Source organism: Pantoea sp. SGAir0430 (genome assembly GCF_043549295.1).
In genome coordinates this window covers 3,654,392-3,673,525 of sequence record NZ_CP039427.1, presented here as the reverse complement: position 1 = coordinate 3,673,525, position 19,134 = coordinate 3,654,392, and the positions used below count along the sequence as shown (strand labels likewise).

The following is a 19,134-nucleotide window of genomic DNA, read 5'->3' as shown; positions in this document are numbered from 1 at the left end:
CCAGCGTAATCAAAGAATGTTGCACGATCCTGCGCGTCAGATAGCATCCTCCGGCAGATTCAGATCGCGTCCGCGCGTTTCCGGTGCCACAAAGGTGGTGAGGAAACCGATGGTCGCCATGGCCGAGAAGTACACGGCAATCGGCCACCAGTGGCCGGTAAACGACAGCAGCGCCGCAGCCACCAGCGGTGCGGTGCCTCCTGAAAGAATAGACCCCAGCTCTTTGGCAACCGCCATTTTGGTGTAACGGTGTTTAACGCCAAACATCTCCACGCCCCATGCCGCCTGCACGCCAAAGATGCCCAGCGACGCCAGCGCCATCCCCACCACAATCACCGGAATCACGATGGCCGGCTCGCGGCTGTCCATCAGGCTAAAGGCGGGCCAGGCGTAAACCATCAGTAACAGGCAGAAGCCGCGATAGGTGATGCGTCGGCCAAAGCGGTCCGACAGCCAGCCGGCAAACGGGATGATCAGGAAACCGAGCAGCGAGGCGATGAATACCGCGGTGGTCGGCACCGATTTGTCCAGCATCAGCACTTTGGCGACGTAGCCGACGATAAAGCCCTGTGCCAGATAGGACGGGCCGTTCTCACCGATGCGCAGCCCCACCATGGTCCAGAAGGCGCGGCTGCGCTGCCAGAAGCTGCGGCTGTCGGGTTGCGTCGCGCTTTGCGCCAGCGTTTCATGGCGCTGCGCCTGCAGTTCCGCCTGCTGACGCTCAAACACCGGCGTTTCACGCAGATGACGGCGAATCCACAGCGCGACAGCAGCAATCAACACGCTGCTGAGGAACGGAATACGCCAGCCCCAGTCGAGCAGCGTGGCTTTATCCATCTGAATCACCGCCAGCCACACCAGCGACGCAATCAGCGTGCCGCTGTTGGAACCAAGCGCAATCACCGACGACACCAGGCCACGGCGCTCAACCGGCGCGTATTCACCCAGCATCACCGTGCCGCCCGAGAGCTCAGCGCCGGCGCCCAGCCCCTGCGTGAAACGCAGCAGCACCAGGCAGGCCGGCGCCCACAGGCCAATCGTTGCATAGGAAGGAATCAGGCCGATCAGCGTGGTCGAAGCGCCCATCAGAATGATGGTGCTGATCATCACTACCTTGCGGCCCTTGCGATCGCCAATCCAGCCAAACAGCAGCGCCCCGATCGGGCGCGCAATAAAGCCGACCGACCAGGTGGCAAAGCTGGAGAGCAGCGCCATTGCCGGGGTGGCTTCGGGGAAGAATACATCGCCAAAAATGATGCCGGCAGCGAGGCCATACAGGGCGAAATCCGCGTATTCCATCGCAGTGCCCAGCCAGCAGGAGAAGGTGGCGCGCCAGAAATCTTTGCGCCCGGAGGTGGTTTCCAGCCGCGCATCGGCGGCGGAAGCATGTGAACCTTGTTGCGTAACGGAGTGATGTACCGTCATAACCATTTCCCTGAAAGAGGTGAAAACAGTAAACGCCCATCCGTGGGTCGGTTCCCTGGCAACAAGCGGAACTCCCCGGTGGCGACGTTCAGTAGGCAAACCTGGATGAAAGGTCAGTAAAGAATCCCCTGGTGTTGGAATTCATCTATTTGCCTGATTTCGCCGATGTTTTTTTCATCGATCGCATTAGCACGGCAAATGTAACTGGGTCATCTCAAGGCCAACTTCGTCTCTGGCACCGTGAGTTGTCACTGTGAATACAGTCTATCTACGCGCGTAGATAAATCAAGTGATCAACAGGAAAATAATTAACTTATCTTCACAATGGTGCAGGAGAAAAAGATAAAATTGGCGTTAATTCATGACATTACATTACAGCCAGCGTCATTAAAAAATCCACGCACGCTGCGTGATTAACGACTATTGCTTATCATTGGCAAAAACGGCGACCAAACTTTCACCGCGCCGTTTTCGCACATTTCAGTTAAGTTTTGATGACACCCGGGCATTATTCTTAAAACCGCCCGGGCCGCGCGAAATCCTGCGCGCCAGCAGTAGACTGGATGACCTTCACTCAGGAGCATTATGACCATTATCCTCATGCGACACGGCAAGCCAGACCATCCGGTAAGCGGGCGCTTTACGGCGCGGGCGCTGGCGGACTGGTGTGAAGGCTACGACCAGGCGGTGATTTGTGATGCGCCGCCGCCGCGCAGTATGGCGATTGCGCGCATGGCCAGCGTGATTGCCTGCAGTCCGTTGCCGCGTGCGCGTTCGTCGCTGGCGCGGCTCGGTCTGCAGGCGCAGGACGTGGATGAGGTGTTCAGTGAAGTGGCGATGCCGCTGCTGCCGTTTGCGCGCCTGCATCTGCCACTGACGCTGTGGCTGGCGCTGCTGCGCCTGCTGTGGCTGTGCGGTTATGCCGGGCGCGTGGAATCAGTGCAGCATGCCCGGCAGCGCGCGCAGCGGGCGGCAGACAAACTGATTGCCCTGTCGCAACAGGGCACGGTGCTGCTGGTGGGCCACGGTATTATGAACAAACTCATTGCGCGCCAACTGCGCAAACGCGGCTGGCAGGCAGAAAAACACGCCAGCAGCCGCCACTGGAGCAGCGCGATTTATCACCGGCCATTTATTTGATGGCGGCCGTCGCACTCAGGACGACAGCTGAAAGTAGCTCAGGACTTCGCAGCCGGTGCCAGCCTGCGGCGTGGCGATGACCTTCATCTGCGTCAGATCGATCAGGCTAAGCGAACCGTCACCCTGATTAGCGATCAGCAGGCTGCGGTTATCGGCGCTAAAACAGCCATCCATCGGCTGATTGCCGACCGCAACGTCACCCAATGGATTAAGCAAGTCGTCAAACAGCGTCACCACTCCTTCCCCGTCGCCAATCGCCACCAGCCGCTCACCGCTGGCGCTGAAGCGCACCACCTGGCACGGCTGCTGATGGCCGGGCAGCGTGATGCGCTGGCGGATACGATGGCTCTGACGATCCACCACGTACAGCAGCGGCGCGTCTGCCGCGCTGGCCACCAGATAGGGGTGCTTTGGCGAGGCGGCAATGCCGGCAATCGGTCCCGGCAGCAGGATGTTGTCAATGATGCGCCCTTCCGCCTCGCACAGATCCACCACCGTGATGCTGGCGTCCTCTTCGTTTTCAGTAAACAGCTTGCGGCCGCTGGGCGACAGCGTCAGCCGGTGCGCGTTGTGCGACGGCAGCCGGATGGTTTTCTCCAGCGTGTCGCTGTGCGGATCGATCACTGCCACCGCGGCACTGTGTTCACAGCACAGATACACTTTGCCATCGCACCCCAGCTGGCCGCTGTGCGGCGCCTTAAGCGGTGACAGATCGATAAAGCCGCGAATCTGCCGCCGGCGCAAATCGATAATCGCCACCTTGTGCCCCGGATGCGGATTGTCGCCGTGGACGCCATCACCGTAGATCGGCACATACGCCTTATCCAGCGCGGGCAGCATCAGCAGCTCATGCGGTCGCGGCGGTAAGGCATTCAGCTCCTGCTCAACGGCGAAGCTGTCGGGATTGAGAAACAGCACGCGGTTGCCCTGCTTATCAACCGCCAGTAACCCACGCTTGTGTGGCTGCATAGTGCCTCCTTTTTTTCGTTGCCTGCTCTAAGCGTAGCTAACCTGCCTCCGCGTTGGGCAAGCGGCGGCCAGGCCAGGGGAAAATACAGCGCCGTTAACGGACCGCCGATCGCTCATTTTTATTCCGCGCCGCGGCCTGTGCCTGCAGAGGGTTATTTTATTAGGAATAGTCTTAATCGAGCAAAAATAAAAAACGCATTCCCTCATCATTTTATTGATACCTCTTTTTAGCCATCCCGGATCCCGGCGTTTCCGGTAAATCTGAAAGCGAAAAAAATTCGTAGCCTTGCCGCTGCGGATCGATTATTAAGCAAGGGTAGTCTTTTTACACACAGCCGTCAGGACACATAAGCGCGCTCAAGCCGCCAGCATCAGGGAATCCTTGCTCCCCATAATCACAATAATCAGGTGCATCATGACAAAAAAACGTCTCCAGCCAGCCCTTACGCTCTGGCAACACTGGCAGAGAATCGCCTTTACCGGCCAGACATTACTGCAGAAAAAACAGCATACTGCGCTCTGCGCGCCGGAATATGATCCCAGCGAAGAGGACAATATCGTGTTGCTTTCGGGTGAGAAAGCGCTGCCGGAAATACCCAAAAAAATCTGGATGTACTGGGACAATGAATATTTACCGAAATCGATGGCGTTAAATATCCAGCAGCTGCGTCAGGATAATCCCGACCATCAGGTGTATGTATTAAACCGTTTAACGCTTAAAGAAGTCCTGCCAGATTTTATTTTTACCTCGACACAATTAAGTGAGCAGCAAAAAAGTGAAGTCATTCGCCTCGAATTATTATTACGCTACGGCGGTATTGCGATTGACTGCAGCACGCTGTTATTTGAAGACCTGAGCTGGGTGCACCGTGCGCATCAGGAACGCCGCATGGATGTGATTGGCTATTACCGCGAAATTGCCACCGTCAACTATCTGGCACCGGTGATTGAAAACTGGTTTCTCGCCGCTGCGCCCAATAATCCTTTTATACGCGAGTGGCAAAAACAGTACGCGCCGATCAAGCATCTGGGGGCGCACAACTATTTCAATGAGCTGGCAAAGCGCGATGATTTTGCCCTGCTGACGCAGAAAATCGCCGAGCCGGCACAGCAGCTGGGTTCGCTGGCGCAGCAGGCGGCGATGCGCGAACATCGCCGCGTGAACCTGTATCTGCGTAAATGTGAAGCCAACGCCTATTACTATCAGCGGCTGAGCAACTGGCAAAGTGATGCCTTTGCGCACACGGTACTGTTCCATCAGCGCCCGCATACGCCGCCGCCGGTGATCAAGCTGAGCGGCATTGAGCAGCTGCATCTCGACTTCAATCTGCGTCTCGGTAACTATAACCGTCGCAGCCTGCTGGGAGCGATGATGCAGCCTAGTACACCGCTCAGCGCGCCGCTGGCCTCACCCATCAACAAAGCGCGTGCGTAGCCAGTGGATAAAGGTGGTGACGGCACGCGGCACCTGCGCTGCGTAGGGCCGCACCACCCACAGGCGGTCGGCAAAGGCATCGACCGCCTGCCACTCCGGCAGCACCTGCTGCAGCGTGCCGCTGGCCAGCGCCGCGCTGGAGCTAAAGTCTGGCAGCATAGCAATGCCCAGCCCCTGCAGCGCAGCGTCACGAATCGACTCGCTGTTATTAGTGGCGAAATTACCCTGAATCTTCACCTGCACCGTTTCGCTGTCATCGCTGTGCAGACGAAAGCGCCACTGCGGCGACTCCAGCCCGCGCGGATAATAGAGGCAGTTATGCTGCTGCAGCACCTGCGGCGTATCTGGCGTGCCGTGACGGGTCAGATAATCCGGCGCGGCCACCAGCAGCGTGCGCGTTTCACACAGCGGCAGCGCGACGTGCGTTTCCGGCAGCTGCTGGCTGTGGCGAATGGCGAGATCGAATCCTTCGCTGCCCAGCGACACCAGCCGATCGCTGACGTTGAGCTGCAACCGCACCTGCGGATAGTCGCGCAAAAAGTCGCCGATAATCGGCACCAGTTGCTGCCGGGCAAACGCCACCGGCGCGCTGATGCGCACCAGACCGCGCACCGGCCCGGCTTCGTCACGCACGCTAAAGAAGCTCTGCGCGATGCGCGCAAACGGCTCACGCAGGTCGTCCACCAGCTTTTCACCGGCCGACGTCAGCCGCACGCTGCGCGTGGTGCGCTGCACCAGCGCCACGCCCGCCATCTGCTCCAGCTCTTTGATTTTCTGGCTCATCGCCGCTTTACTGACATCCAGGCGTTCAGCCGCGCGGGTAAAACTGCCCTGTTCCGCCAGCACCGTCAGCCAGTGCAAATGCACCCAGAGTGCATCGGTTTTAATTTCTTTCATCAGGATTGTTCAAAATAATAAATAATCATTTTAATCAGCGCGCTTTTTCTTTCCGGCAGCAAGCGGCAGCATAGCGTTTCATCCTACTCTTTCCGCGTGGGCAAAAACGAGGATTTATTGATGCCGTTACTGACTTTTGATGTTATTCAGGGCCGTTCTGAAGCAGAGATTCGCACCTTACTCGACGCCGCGCATCGCGCGGTACTCACGGCATTTAAGGTTCCGGCGCGCGATCGTTACCAGATTGTTCATGAAAACAAGCGTTATCAGATGGTCTTTCAGGATACCGGGCTGGGTTTTGCGCGCAGCGACAATCTGGTGATGGTGCGCGTGTACACCAGCCCAAGAAGTGAAGAACAGAAAACGCACTTCATGGCAGAGTTAGCGCGCGAGTTGCGGGAGAATTGTGGCGTGCAGGGCAACGATCTGATGATCAGTTTTATCACCAACAGCAAAGGTGACTGGAGCTTTGCCGACGGCGAAGCGCAGTATCTCACCGGTAAGCTGTAACACCCGCGCCCGCCCTGGCTGGCAGCAGCGCGCCGGTTGCTGCCAGACTAAATCAGACTCCGCCTAAACCCGCCTTAAACGATTCGCAATGCATCGCACAAATCTGGTTGGATGTGTTGCAGCTCTGTGACAGCCAATATAGATTGACGCAAAACCCCCGCAGAGGGCCGCAGACGCAGGTAACGCGTTCTTTTTACTTAATGTGAGGATCTGCCGTTGGAGTTGCTTTCAATAGTGCTCTTTTTGGCTGCGATCGCAGTCTATTCGTATAAAGCCGGGCGAAATAAATTCTGGTTTATCCTGATCTTGCTGCTGCTCACCCTGTTCATCGTGCTCAACGCCACGCTGTATGCCAGCAACTATTTTACCGGCGATGGCATCAACGATGCGGTGCTCTATACCCTGACCAACAGCCTGACCGGCGCGGGCGTGAGCAAATATGTGGTACCGGCGCTTGGCTTGATCATCGGCCTGTTTTTACTGTTTTGTTTTCTCTCCTGGGTGCTGCGCCGGCATAAACGTCCGCATCATCTCGGCTGGAGCCTGCTGGCGATCGCCTGTGCTGCCGGCTCGGTGCAAACCACGCCGGCGTTTCGCCAGGTAAAAGAGCTGATCGCTTCTCACGCGCGTCAGGCTGACTCGGATTTCGAAACCTATTACAAAACGCCGAACAAGCAGATTAACGCGCCGAAGCTCAACCTGGTGTATATCTACGGCGAAAGCCTTGAGCGCACCTACTTCGATCAACAGGCTTTTCCTGGCCTGGCACCGGAGCTGAGCCGCGAAAAAGATCACAGCATTGACTTCAGCAACACCGAGCAACTGCCCGGCACCGATTACACCATCGCCGGCATGGTAGCGTCGCAGTGCGGTATTCCGCTATTTGCGCCGTTCGACGGCAACGCCTCGGCTTCGCTTTCCAGCTTCTATCCGCAAAATATCTGCCTCGGCGATATCCTCAAACACTCCGGCTATGAGAACTGGTTTATTCAGGGCGCAGACCTGCGCTTTGCCGGTAAAGACACTTTTTTGCTGTCACACGGTTTTGACGCCGCCAACATGTACGGCTCGCAGGAGCTGAAGAGCCGCGTCGCCGACCCCAGCTACCGTAACAACTGGGGCTTTTACGACGATACGGTGATGGATGAAGTGTTTGAAAAGTATGAGGAGCTGTCGCGTCAGCAGAAACGCTTTGCGCTGTTTACGCTCACCGTGGACACCCACCATCCGGACGGCTTTATTTCGCGCAGCTGTCAGCGCAAAAGTTACAGCTATGATGGTAAACCCAACCAGTCGTTTAGCGCGGTGGCCTGTTCCCAGGAGCACGTGGCGCGCCTGATTGCCCGCATCAAAGCCTCGCCGTGGTTTAAAAACACCGTGATTGTGGTGAGTTCCGATCATCTGGCGATGAATAACACGGCGCATCAGTATCTGATCAAGCAGCCGCGCCGCGATCTGTTTATGGTGATCCGTGGCGATCAGCCGCAGGCCGAGGTGCTGGACGGCAAGCGCAGCACGCTGGATAACGGCGCCACGGTGCTGGATATTCTCGGCGGGGATAACGCGATTGGCCTTGGCCGCAGCGGGCTGTCTTCGGCCTCGCTCTCCAGCCAGTTCGATGACATGGCGAAGAAGGTCACGGCGTGGAAAGCCGATATCATTCAGCTGTGGAATTTCCCCAGCCAGATGAAGACGTTCACCATCGACCAGCCCAAAAATACCTTTAGCTTCTCGGGTGCGACGTTCAGGCTGCCGATCCTGTTCCGCGTATCCGATCATCAGGTAGAGCCGCTGCCGGAAGGCGAATACGCCGCGCCGCTGCGCTTCCAGCTGGCCGATTTTGCTGCCAGCGATAAGTTTGTCTGGGTCGATCGCTGCTTCAAAATGGGCCGGCTGTGGCAGCCGGCGCTGGCGCTGTCGACCGATCTCTGTCTGGCGATGGGCCAGACCGGCGGACAGCCCACGGTGACGCGCATTGACCAGCCGGTGTGGCAGGGCAAAGCGCAGTTCCCGCAGGTGAAGGTCAGCGCGGCGACCTATCAGCTCAACGAACAGCAAATGCGCATCGAGGATAATGCCATTCGCTACCAGGCGGACAGCTTCCTTCTGACCGTGCCGGGCGCGCCGGCCAGCGTGAAGCGCTTTAGCGGTATTTCACGGCCGGAAAGCTGGGGACGCTGGTCAAACGCCAACCTCGCGCCGGAGGTGAACATTGAATATGTCGATCCGCTGCCGGCGCGTTTTGACGTAGTGATCACCGCACGCGCCTATGGGGCTAACGCCCATCGACCGATTCCGGTGCGCGTCGGCGAGCAAGTGCAGCAGCTTAATCTGGGTGACGCGTTCTCCACGCAGACGCTGCATTTCACCAACCCCGGCGCCAGCCGCAACCTGATCATCACGCCGCCAGAACCACAGCTGTCTAATCTCGGCAACATTACCGGTCAGGATCCACGCAAACTCGGTATCGGCATGGCGGAGATAAAAATAATTCCGCAGCCCGAAAAGTGATAAAAATGCGTGCCAGACCAGGGCCTGCCAGCGTGCAGGCCCTTTTTATTGCCGCTTAGCGTTACTCATTGTACGAATTGATATTTTTCGAGACGTCGCGCAAAATCCACATCATCACATGGTGCAACTATCACCACCTGGATAACCTTGCAGGCAACAGGAAAGGCGACCAGGAGCAACAGGGATGATACCGACGATGATGAACACCCATAAGGCATTCAAAGCGCTGCAGCAGGCGGGCGTGGCCGATCACCAGGCCGAAGTGATGGTCGACATTTTTGCCGAAATGCAGCAGGAAAACAGCCTGACCAAGACGCACCTTTCGCAGGCCATGGAAGGCGTGATGCGGGCAAATCACGCCACCGCGCAACGTGTCGATAAACTGGCACAGAGCCTCAGGCATTTTGAAAATGAGGTCCGCCATACGTTTAAAGCCATTGAGCTACGGTTTGATAACGTCGATGAGCAATTCCGGAAAATTGATCAACGCTTTGAACAAATCGATCAACGCTTCGAAAAGATGGATGCGCAATTCAGGCAAATCGATAAACGCTTAGAAAAAGTGGATGCGCAATTCAGGACAATCGATCAGCGTTTTGAACAAATCGATGAACAATTCAGGAAAATTGATCAACGCTTTGAAAAGATGGATGAGCAATTCAGGAAAATCGATCAACGCTTTGAAAAGATGGATGAGCAATTCAGGAAAATCGATCAACGTTTTGAACAAATCGATGAACAATTCAGGAAAATCGATCAGCGTTTTGAACAAATCGATGAGCGATTCAGGCAAATTGATAAACGCTTTGAAAAAGTGGATGAGCGCCTGCTGGATCTCGACCATCGCATGCAGCTCGGTTTCAATGAGCTCAAACGCGATAATCTCTGGCATCGGCGGCTGATGATGGCGATGGCCAGCGCCTTTGTGTTGTCAGCCGCCAAATATATTTTTGCCGGTTAGCCGGGTAGCCAGCCCGGCGCGCGCGTCAGGCCTGACGTAATGTCTCCAGCCTGGCGCGTTGCTGCCCACGGGCGTCGAAATTGTCTGCCGCCAGCCAGCGCTCAAAGCCCAGCTTCACCTGCGGCCATTCGCTGTCGATGATAGAGAACCAGGCGGTATCCCGGCTGCGATTTTTATACACCACCACCTGACGAAACGTGCCTTCATAACGGAAGCCCAGCCGCAGGGCGGCGTTGTACGACGGCTGGTTACAGCTATCGCATTTCCACTCGTAGCGACGATAGCCGAGTTGTTCGAAGGCGTAACGCATCAGCAGATAATGGGCTTCGGTGGCCATGCGGGTTTGCTTCAGCAGCGGAGAGAACACCACAAAGCCGACCTCCATCACGCCGTGCTGCGGTTCAATGCGCATCAGCGCCAGCGAGCCGACCGCCCGCCCGCTCTGCCGGTCAATAACCGCGAAGTGCAGGTAATCCGGACTCTGCTGGCACTGCTGCGCAAATGCCAGATAAGACGCTTCATCGTCAAAGCGCCCGACCGGCAGCCAGGTCCAGTCGCGGTCATCTTCCGCCAGCGCATAAGCCGCATACAGCTCGCGACCATGACGTGCGGCATCCAGCGGCTCCAGCCGGCAATACTGGCCGGTGAAAATCTGCCCCTGCGGCAGCGGGCGCGGCTGCCACGCCTCCAGCGCCGGGCCGATGGGTTGTCCATAACGATTGGTCTGCGATGACATACGGCGATTCCTTCTGTGTGAGAGTGACAGCGTGCAGCGTGCCACTTTGCTGGTTCAGGAAAAAGCGCCACAATGTGACAAATCGATAGATCCACGGAGGCGCTGATGCGCATACTGAACCGGCATTCGCTGCTGTTGGCACCGCTAGAGGCCGACGGCAGCCTGACGCTGCAACAGCAGCTATATCAGCGGCTGCGCCAGGCGATACTGAATGGTCAGCTGGCGGCGGGCACGCGTCTACCGGCGACCCGCCAGCTGGCGGCTGAACTGCAGGTGTCGCGCAATACGGTGATCGCCGTCTGGTCACAGCTACAGGCGGAAGGATTTATCCTCAGCGACCGCCAGGGGAGCCGCGTCAGCCGGCTGGCGCACACGCCGCTGCCAGTGCAGGCGTCCGACGACAGCGCCGACTGGCCGGTTTCCGCGCGCGCTGCCGGGTTGCACTCGCTGCATCGCCTCTCCAGCCAGGAGCTGGCGCTGCGCCCGAGCACGCCGGCGCTGGCGCATTTCCCGCTGGCGCAGTGGCGTCGCGCGCTCAATCAAACCGCGCAGCAGGCACAGCTGCTGGGCTACGGCGATCCGCTGGGTGAGCTGGCGCTGCGTGAGGCGCTGGCGCAGCATCTGGCACTGGCGCGCGGCGTACGCTGTGCGCCGCAGCAGATTGTGATTACCGAAGGCGCGCAGCAGGCGCTGACGCTGTGCGTCGCGCTGCTCACCAATCGTGGCGACACCGGCTGGGTGGAGGAGCCGGGCTATCGCGGCGCCAAAGCGGCGATGCGCCTCGGCGATCTGCAGATCGAACCGATTGCGGTGGATGCGCAGGGACTGGCACCGACGGCGCAGGACTGGCAGCAGCGCCCGCCGCGGCTGATTTACACCACGCCGACGCATCAGTATCCCACCGGCGCGATCATGAGCGCCGCGCGCCGGCTGGCGCTGCTGGCGGCGGCACAGCGGCATCAGGCGTGGATTATTGAAGATGATTACGACAGCGATTTTCGCTACAGCGGCGAGCCCATTGCCGCGATGCAGGGTATGGCGCAGCCGACGCCGGTGATTTACATCGGCTCCTTCAGCAAGACCCTGTTTCCGGCGCTGCGCATCGGCTACATGGTGCTGCCCGCCCCGCTGCTGCCGCGGCTGCGGCCGGCCTTGCATGAGCTGTTACGCGGCGGTAACCGGCCGGAACAGCAGGCGCTGGCGCTGTTTTTACGCAGCGGGGATTTCAATCGCCACCTGAGCAAAATGCGCCGTCTGTATCGTCAGCGGCAGGCCACACTGCGGGCTGCGCTACAGGAGACATTTGGTACTCAGGTGCCGCTGCTGGGCGGTGAGTGCGGTATGCATCTGGTGTTGCCGCTGGCGGATACGGTGGATGATGTGGCGCTGACGGCGCAGCTGTTTCGCCATGGCTATGCGCCTGGCGCGCTGTCCGGCTTTTATCTGGGCGGGCAAAAACAGCAGGGACTGGTGCTGGGATACGGTAATACCAGCACCAGTCAGATAATGGCAGGCGTGGCGCAGTTGGCGCGCCTGCTGCCGGGCATCAACCCTTGAAGAAAATGTCGCCGGATTTGCCCATCACGATCTTGCCGCTGTCGTCAGTGATCAGGATGTAGTTGGCGTTGATATAAGCCCAGTGCGTGCCTTCCTGCGGCGCAGGCAGGTGGCGCGGCTGCCACTCAACGATGGTGTACTGCTTTTTACGGTACTCATCCGGCACGACGTCACCGACTTTATACTCTTTGTAATCGATGATGATAGTGTGCAGATCGTAATTATTGGCGGCGGATGGCGCTTCACCCGGACCGTTTTGTGACGGGCGAATCGGCGCGACATCGCCACTGGATTCTGCCGGTTCACTGCTGGCGGGCGCATCGCTGGTGGCCGCTGGCGCTGTGGCGTCAGGTGCGGTTTGCTGCACCTGCGGCGGCATCGGTACGCTATCGGTTTGCTCACCTTCTGCCAGCGCTGCTGGCGTCAGGCTTAAAGCGCCCAGAAAAATTCCTGCTGAAAGAAGGGTGACGTGTGTCCTGCGCATTGGTGATTTCCACTCTGGTTAATTATTTAACTGTCCCATTTACTGACAAGCGCCACGTGCGGAAGGTTCCCGCGCCGCGCTTTGCGCGTCAAATTTCGCTCCACAGCATACCTCAGGCGGCGCGCTTTGCTGAGCAGCAAAATTGCAAGCAACCGTGTTCAGCACCCGGCGATCTTTACGCGCCAAATCACGCAGCAGCGCAATGCCGAGATAGTTGCTCCAGTTGAAGGCGTTTTGCAGCACCACGATGGCATTGCCGTGGGCGCGATCGTAGCCAATAAAGCTGGCATAACCGCCAATATACCCCACCTGATAAGTGATCTGCTGCTGACCATAGGTATCGGTTACCCAGGCGATATTCTGCGCCTGATTGCCATGCTGCTCATAAGGATGATTGACCTGCGCCAGCGCCTGGCCGAGCGCGCCGTGCGCATCGCTGTGCAGATGCGCATCGAGGTAGCGAATCAGATCGCGCGCGTTGCTGTACAGGCTGGCGGCCGCCACCATATTGCCGCGAAAGGCCCAGTCCGGCGTCAGCTGACCACGCGCGATCAGTTTCGGCTGATCGCCGGCGTGGCCCAGCGCGCGCCACGGATAGCCGCGCAGGGTTTGCGGATGGAAGCTGCTGCTGGTCATGCCGAGCGGACCAAACAGCTGATGCTGCGCCAGCGTTTCAATGTCCTGATGCAGGCGATGCTGCAGAATATAGCCCAGCAGCGCATAGCCGAGATTGGAGTACTGCGCCGCCGGGTGCGCGGGGGCGCTGAAATCGGCCAGATAACTCAGCACGGCATCGCTATCCAGATTGCCGTAAAAATTTTCGCCGCTGCGCAGGTAAGCCATAAATTTCAGGAACATCGGCAGATCCATATCCTGGCGCGGCAGCCCCGAGGTGTGCGTGACCAGCTGCAGCAGCGTGATACGTTTTGCATCCTCACTCAACGGCACGCCGCGCGGCAGCAGCGTGGCCAGCGTGTCGTTCCAGTGCAGCTCCCCGCGATCCACCAGCCCGATAATGACCTCCGCGGTAATGCCTTTGCTCAGCGAGCCCAGCGCAAACAGCGTATCCGGCGTGATGGGATAGCGCTGGCGCGCATCGGTGACGCCATAGCTGTAAAACTGCGGCGCGCCGCGCTGGTGAATGATGGCGATGCTGATGCCCGTCACCTGCTTCTGCTGCATGTAGTGGCGCACAATGTCATCGACGTTTTCATGGAAGGTGGCGTGGGACAGGTACACGCGATCGCTCACCGGTGCGGACGTTTGCGACAGTGTCCCGCAGCCGCTGAGCAGCAGACACAGGGCTGGCAGTAACAGGCGATACAGCGCGCGGGAAAGCGTCAGTCGCTGAAGTCTGACGAAGCGGGAAATAGCCATCAATTGATAAGTTATTTTTTATGTTATGCAGCAGGTGCCACTGGTGTTGGTGGCGAAATATACCACAGAACAGCGGGTGCGCCACCTGTCAGCCGCAGGTGGCGCCGGGCATTATTGATTAACCGGGATAACCGATCCTTTGTAGTGCTGGTTGATAAATTCAGCAGTTTGTTTTGATTCGAGATCTTTCGCTAACGCGAGAATGCGCGGGTCGCTGGCCAGCTTTGGCGTGGTGACCAGCACGTTGGCATACGGATTATCCTTTGCCTGTTCCAGCGCCAGCGCGTCTTTTGACGGCACCAGCCCGGCCTGCAGGGCATAGTTACCGTTAATAATCGCCAGCTGCGCATCATCCAGCGCGCGCGGCAGCTGCGGCGCTTCAACTTCAATAATCTTCAGATGGTGCGGATTGTCGCTGATGTCCGCCGTGGTCACCAGCGTACTGGCGCTGCGGCTTTTCAGCGTAATCAGGCCGTTGGCCTGCAGCAGATAGAGCGCGCGGCTCAGGTTAGTGACATTGTTGGGCACCGCCACCTGCGCGCCATCCGGCAGATCTTTCAGAGATTTCACTTTGTGCGAATAAATCCCGAGTGGCTCAATATGCACGGTCGCCACCACGGCAAATTTTTCGCCCAGCGCTTTTTCCTGATCGCGCAGATAAGGCACATGCTGGAAATAGTTGGCATCGACGTCGCCACGCGCCAGCAGCTCGTTGGCGTTTAAATTGCCGTTAAGCTCGATGACCTTCAGGTCGAGCTGTTTGTCGGTTTGTTTGATGTAGTTGAGAATCTCACTGTGCGGCACCGGATCGGCGGCCACGCGCAGTGCCGCGGCGGACGCCACGCTGCTGAACAGGGCCATCAGGGCCAGTGACGCTATCATCGTTTTCTGCATGGGCTTTCCTTACGTTTTTTATGATTTCACTGTGCTTAATGCATCAGCGTAATAGCGCTGCGCCACATCGCGATGGGAACGCAGACGCCCTTTGAGGTAGTTCCAGCCCACTTCGCGCAGCAGCGGATTGGCAGGATCGCTGGTCGGGCCGTGGGCTTCTGCCGCCAGCTGCGGCGGCAGCTGATACAGCGGTACTTCGGCGTCCAGCTGCGCACCGAGGAAAAAAGCGATCGACACGCGTTCACAATTAGCCGGCGGCGACACCACGCGGTGCACGGTGGCGCGCAGATACCCATTGCTGGCAATCTCCAGCAGTTCACCGATGTTGACCACAAACGCGCCCGGCTTCGGCAGCGCATCCACCCAGTGACCGGGTGACACTTCCACCTGCAAACCGGGCTGATCGTCCTGCAGCAAAAAAGTGAGGAAGCCGGAGTCTTTGTGCGCGCCTACGCCCTGCTGGCTGGCTTCTGCTGCCTGACCGGGATAACGAATCAGTTTGATGTGCTCATTGGGCTGGGTGCCATACAGCGCGTCGAACGCATCCGGCGGCAGCGCCAGCGCTTTGGCAAAGGCCCGCAGCAGGCGCAGCGCGATGGCGGTCATCGCCTGCTGCCAGGCGTGCATCACCGGACGCAATTGCGGTAACGCCTCCGGCCATAAGTTAGGCCCCTGCAGCCGTTTCCATGCCGGATCGCCCGGCTGCAGCGTCAGCGCCACGCGTTCGGCACCGATATCAAACTGTTCACGCTGATCGCGCTGGTCGCGGGTGTATTCCACGCCGGCATGGTTGTAGCCGCGAAAATGCGGCGAGTGGATCATCGCCACGCGCTGCTTCTCCGCCTGCGGCAGGGCAAAAAACGCCCGCGTGATACTCTGCACGTTGTGCAGCAGTTGCGGGTTGATGCCGTGATTAACCAGATAGAAGAAACCGACGTCACGCGCGGTCTCGCGCAGCTGCGCCAGGTAAGCTGTTTGCTCTGCGTCCGGTAGTTCCAGCAGGGCCAGATCCAGTACTGGCAGGGTATCCGCCATGATGTTGTCTCCTCGCTATCGGTAAATCCTGCGTTTACGCTGACATTCGCCGCCGTTTCCCGCCAATACTGTTGCGCGATAAGTTATGGCGATTCCTTTTTAGGCGCACTTCGGCTATCGATATGCAAAAAGCGGTAAATCAGGCGCGCTGCCGCTATAATCGCGCCCAGCAATTTTTGCCCACCAATGCACACCGCAGGAGACGCCGGATGAATCAGGGTCCGTTAACCGAAAAAGAGCTGAACTGGCTTGATGACATGCTGGAAAAATATGGCAACGAACACTCCGTGGTGGACACCGCCGAACTGGACGGCATGCTGACTGCCCTGCTCTCCGGCCCGAACGATATCGAACCAAGCGAATGGCTGGTGGCAATCTGGGGCGGTGAGAAGAAGATTCCTCAGTGGGCGAACGCGCGCGAAATGGACCGCTTCATGGCGCTGACTTTCCAGCACTTCAACGACATCGCCGAGCGGCTGGCGGAGTATCCGGAGCAGTTCGATCCGCTGTTCGGCGAGCAGGAGATGGAAGGCCAGCTGTTTACCGTGGTGGAAGACTGGTGCTATGGCTATATGCGTGGCGTGGCGCTGGATGCAGACTGGGCGCAGCTGCCGGCGGCACAGCAACCGGCGCTGCAGGCGATTGCGCTGCACGGCAGTGAAGAACAGCTGGCACAGCGTGAAGCCTTCACCCCGGACGCGTTTGAGGCCAGCATCGAGGCGATTCGCCCGGCGGCGCTGGAACTGCACGAATACTGGCAGGAACAGCGCATGGCGCAGCCCGATCCGGCCCCGCAGCTGCCGCATTTTGCCGGTGAAAAAACCGGCCGCAACGATCCCTGCCCGTGCGGCAGCGGCAAAAAGTTTAAGCAGTGCTGCCTGAATAAAGCCTGAGGCGCTCACCTCAACGCAGGCCAGCGCTAAAACTGGCCTGCGCACCGCGTTAATTCCCGGACGCGAGAAACTCCATCACCGCCGCATTAAGCGGCGCGGGGCACTCTTCAGGTAACCAGTGACCGCAGCCAGGTAACACTTTGCCGGTGACCTGCGAGGCGTAGCGGCTGACCACCTGCTGCTCATAGGCACCCAGTCCGCCGTGACCGCCACCGCCAATCGCCAGCATCGGCACAGCAATTTTCTCGCGGGAGAGCACTTTATTGTCCGCCACTCCCTGATTCAGCACCCGGTAATATTCAAAGGCGGCGTTCAGGCTGTGCGGTTTTGCATAGGATTTGCTGTAAAGATCCAGCAGCGCCGGCGTGAACACCGCTTTGTTGGCGGCATGTTCTTTGATGAAATGCTCGAAGAACAGGCGCTCTTTACCGGCGATCAGCTGTTCAGCGAGCTGTCCCTGCGCCGCAAAGAAGCTGAAGTGCCACACCAGGGATTCGCCTTCAGGCGTAAAGGCCGGGAACTGATAGATGCTTTCATCCGGGATCGGCGCTTCCATAAAGATGGCGCGGCGGATGCTGTCCTGATGTTTCACCAGCAGCGGATAGGTATTCCAGATGCCAATATCGTGCGCCACCAGATCGAACTTTTTGCCGCCGGCGAACTGTTGTGCCAGCTGATAAAGCAGCGGCGCGACATCGGTGGCGCGATACGAATGCGGCACGTCAGACTGCCCCAGCCCCGGCAGATCCACCGCCACGACGGTGTGGTTTTTTGCCAGTTCCGGCATCAGCTGGTGCCACTCATACCACGTCTGTCCGAAACCGTGCACCAGATAAACCAGCGGTCCGCTGCCGCCCTTCACATAATGCAGGCGCACGCCATCCACAGTTTGATAGCTGCTGGTAAAACCGGCGGGCAGCGGGAATTCATCCGCGGCGGTGCCGGCGGCGGAAAACAGCGCGGCCGAGGCGAGCAGCAGGGTTAACAGTAATTTTTTGAACACGTGATTGATCTCCATTTTGTGATAATGCCATTTAAAACAGTGAATTAAATTTTCATGTACGCACGGCAGGTCAGTGACCTTGTACGCGCTGGTGCCGCGCGCCGGCCTGGAAACCGTGCTGACGCGCCTGCAGTGCGATGAGGAAGCCAACCGCCAGCAGCAACAGCAGCGCCAGCGGGAAGGACGCCACGCCCCAGTGAGTAAGCAACACGCCACCGGCCAGACCGCCGCCGGCAATCGCGCTGTTCCACACCACCACGTTCATCGACAGCGCCACATCCGCGCCCTCGCCCGCCGCATCCGCCAGTGCCGTTTGCAGCAGCGTGGCCGCCCCGCCAAACGTCAGCCCCCACAGCGCCACGCCGACATAAACCAGCAGCGGCAAGCGCGCCAGCCAGATGAACAGCAGCGAGACCAGCGCAAACAGCGCCAGACTGCCGAGCACGGCGACGCGCAGGTGGTGATCGACGAGGCGACCGGCCAGGCCGATAGCCGCCAGCGCCGCGATGCCAAACACCAGCAGCACGCTGTCTACCTGCCCGGCGAGACCCGCCTGGCTAACGAACGGCGCAATGTAGGTGTAGAGAATGTTGTGCGCCGTCATCCACGCCAGCACCACGCCCAGCACCGGACGCACGCCTGGCGTCATGAACACCGTGCGCAGCGGCAGACGCTGATCGCTGCTTTGTCCCGGATAGTCAGGCACCCGCAGCAGCACCCAGCCGATCAGCAGCAGCGTCAGCGCCGACATGATGCCGAACGCCGTGCGCCAGCCCACCGCCGTGCCCAGCCAGGTGCCGACGGGAACGCCCAGCGCCAGCGCAATCGGTGTGCCGACCATCGCCACGGCGAGCGCTTTGCCCTGCTGATGGACCGGCACCATGCGCCGCGCATAGCCGGCCAGCAGGCTCCAGGCGAGTCCCGCCGCTGCGCCGGCGAAAAAGCGCGCCACCAGCGTCAGTGCGAAGTGGGTCGAGAACGTGGTGATGGAGTTGAAAATCAGGAAACCGACGATAGCCAGCAACAGCACGTTACGGCGGCGCCAGCCCTGGGTGGCGATGGTCAGCGGAATCGCCGCCAGCAGCGAGCCAAGCGCATAAACGGTCACGGTCTGCCCGGCCAGCGCGGTGGAAATGCCAAGGCCCGCCGCCATCTGCGGCAGCAGTCCGGCCGGTAAGGTCTCGGTGATGATGCAGATAAAACCGGTCATGGCCAGCGCCAGCAGCGCGCCCAGCGGTAGCGGCCGGGTTTTATCCGCGGCGGTATTCAAAGTCGTCACAATCAGCGTTCCCGATGTCATCAGCGTG

The 19,134-nt window shown here is 59.0% G+C and carries 17 protein-coding genes; 7 read left to right on the top strand and 10 right to left on the bottom strand.

All coding sequences use genetic code 11. From position 1 onward, the window contains the following. Window positions 1-36: 36 nt before the first annotated feature. Window positions 37-1,425, bottom strand: coding sequence for an MFS transporter (locus E7738_RS17255; protein ID WP_125310877.1), 1,389 nt, complete (start codon window positions 1,423-1,425; stop codon window positions 37-39). 585 nt (window positions 1,426-2,010) lie between these two features. On the opposite strand from E7738_RS17255, the gene E7738_RS17250 reads away from it, so the two are divergent. Then, window positions 2,011-2,565, top strand: a complete 555-nt coding sequence (locus E7738_RS17250; RefSeq protein ID WP_021506764.1) for a histidine phosphatase family protein — start codon at window positions 2,011-2,013, stop codon at window positions 2,563-2,565. A 15-nt stretch (window positions 2,566-2,580) separates the two neighbouring features. Here E7738_RS17250 and E7738_RS17245 read toward each other — a convergent pair whose 3' ends face one another. Then, window positions 2,581-3,534: a YncE family protein gene (locus tag E7738_RS17245; protein ID WP_394515866.1), complete on the bottom strand. Its 954-nt coding sequence runs from the start codon at window positions 3,532-3,534 to the stop codon at window positions 2,581-2,583. 415 nt (window positions 3,535-3,949) lie between these two features. Here E7738_RS17245 and E7738_RS17240 point away from each other — a divergent pair, with 415 nt between their 5' ends. Continuing rightward, window positions 3,950-4,969, top strand: a complete 1,020-nt coding sequence (locus tag E7738_RS17240; protein ID WP_058771435.1) for a glycosyltransferase family 32 protein — start codon at window positions 3,950-3,952, stop codon at window positions 4,967-4,969. Here E7738_RS17240 and E7738_RS17235 read toward each other — a convergent pair. Next, window positions 4,943-5,866 carry a LysR family transcriptional regulator gene (locus E7738_RS17235; protein ID WP_394515865.1) on the bottom strand — a complete coding sequence of 308 codons (924 nt, stop codon included), beginning with the start codon at window positions 5,864-5,866 and terminating at the stop codon, window positions 4,943-4,945. The genes E7738_RS17240 and E7738_RS17235 overlap by 27 nt on opposite strands. A 120-nt stretch (window positions 5,867-5,986) precedes the next feature. On the opposite strand from E7738_RS17235, the gene E7738_RS17230 reads away from it, so the two are divergent. From E7738_RS17230 to E7738_RS17220, 3 genes are all read left to right on the top strand, one after another. Then, entirely contained in the window at window positions 5,987-6,376 is a 390-nt protein-coding gene (locus tag E7738_RS17230; protein ID WP_021506760.1) for a tautomerase family protein, read from the top strand. A 210-nt stretch (window positions 6,377-6,586) separates the two neighbouring features. Continuing rightward, window positions 6,587-8,887, top strand: coding sequence for a phosphatidylglycerol--membrane-oligosaccharide glycerophosphotransferase (opgB, locus tag E7738_RS17225; RefSeq protein WP_127834570.1), 2,301 nt, complete (start codon window positions 6,587-6,589; stop codon window positions 8,885-8,887). A 196-nt stretch (window positions 8,888-9,083) separates the two neighbouring features. After that, complete coding sequence (locus E7738_RS17220) at window positions 9,084-9,848, top strand: hypothetical protein (protein WP_394515864.1); 765 nt, start codon at window positions 9,084-9,086, stop codon at window positions 9,846-9,848. Window positions 9,849-9,873: 25 nt separating this feature from the next. Here E7738_RS17220 and E7738_RS17215 read toward each other — a convergent pair whose 3' ends face one another. Next, window positions 9,874-10,584 (bottom strand): GNAT family N-acetyltransferase, encoded by a 711-nt coding sequence (locus tag E7738_RS17215; protein ID WP_021506757.1) that lies wholly within the window; start codon window positions 10,582-10,584, stop codon window positions 9,874-9,876. A 105-nt stretch (window positions 10,585-10,689) separates the two neighbouring features. On the opposite strand from E7738_RS17215, the gene E7738_RS17210 reads away from it, so the two are divergent. Continuing rightward, window positions 10,690-12,141 (top strand): MocR-like pyridoxine biosynthesis transcription factor PdxR, encoded by a 1,452-nt coding sequence (locus E7738_RS17210; protein ID WP_058771431.1) that lies wholly within the window; start codon window positions 10,690-10,692, stop codon window positions 12,139-12,141. Here E7738_RS17210 and E7738_RS17205 read toward each other — a convergent pair. From E7738_RS17205 to E7738_RS17190, 4 genes are all read right to left on the bottom strand, one after another. Continuing rightward, entirely contained in the window at window positions 12,131-12,625 is a 495-nt protein-coding gene (locus E7738_RS17205) for an RcnB family protein (protein WP_058771430.1), read from the bottom strand. The genes E7738_RS17210 and E7738_RS17205 overlap by 11 nt on opposite strands. A gap of 39 nt (window positions 12,626-12,664) precedes the next feature. Further along, window positions 12,665-14,002, bottom strand: a complete 1,338-nt coding sequence (locus tag E7738_RS17200; RefSeq protein WP_241493868.1) for a serine hydrolase domain-containing protein — start codon at window positions 14,000-14,002, stop codon at window positions 12,665-12,667. 111 nt (window positions 14,003-14,113) lie between these two features. Next, complete coding sequence (locus tag E7738_RS17195; protein ID WP_152390451.1) at window positions 14,114-14,896, bottom strand: MetQ/NlpA family ABC transporter substrate-binding protein; 783 nt, start codon at window positions 14,894-14,896, stop codon at window positions 14,114-14,116. Window positions 14,897-14,914: 18 nt separating this feature from the next. Further along, window positions 14,915-15,934, bottom strand: coding sequence for an isopenicillin N synthase family dioxygenase (locus E7738_RS17190; protein ID WP_394516351.1), 1,020 nt, complete (start codon window positions 15,932-15,934; stop codon window positions 14,915-14,917). A gap of 206 nt (window positions 15,935-16,140) precedes the next feature. Between E7738_RS17190 and E7738_RS17185 the strand changes: the two genes are divergently transcribed. Continuing rightward, on the top strand, window positions 16,141-16,824 hold the full coding sequence (locus E7738_RS17185) for a YecA/YgfB family protein (RefSeq protein ID WP_058771427.1): 684 nt from the start codon (window positions 16,141-16,143) through the stop codon (window positions 16,822-16,824). A gap of 49 nt (window positions 16,825-16,873) precedes the next feature. On the opposite strand, the gene E7738_RS17180 is transcribed toward E7738_RS17185, so the two are convergent. After that, a complete protein-coding gene (locus E7738_RS17180; protein WP_283342706.1) occupies window positions 16,874-17,827 on the bottom strand; it encodes an alpha/beta fold hydrolase in 954 nt (317 codons plus the stop codon). Between the two features lie 70 nt (window positions 17,828-17,897). After that, window positions 17,898-19,037, bottom strand: coding sequence for an MFS transporter (locus tag E7738_RS17175; protein ID WP_223815712.1), 1,140 nt, complete (start codon window positions 19,035-19,037; stop codon window positions 17,898-17,900). Window positions 19,038-19,134: the final 97 nt, after the last annotated feature.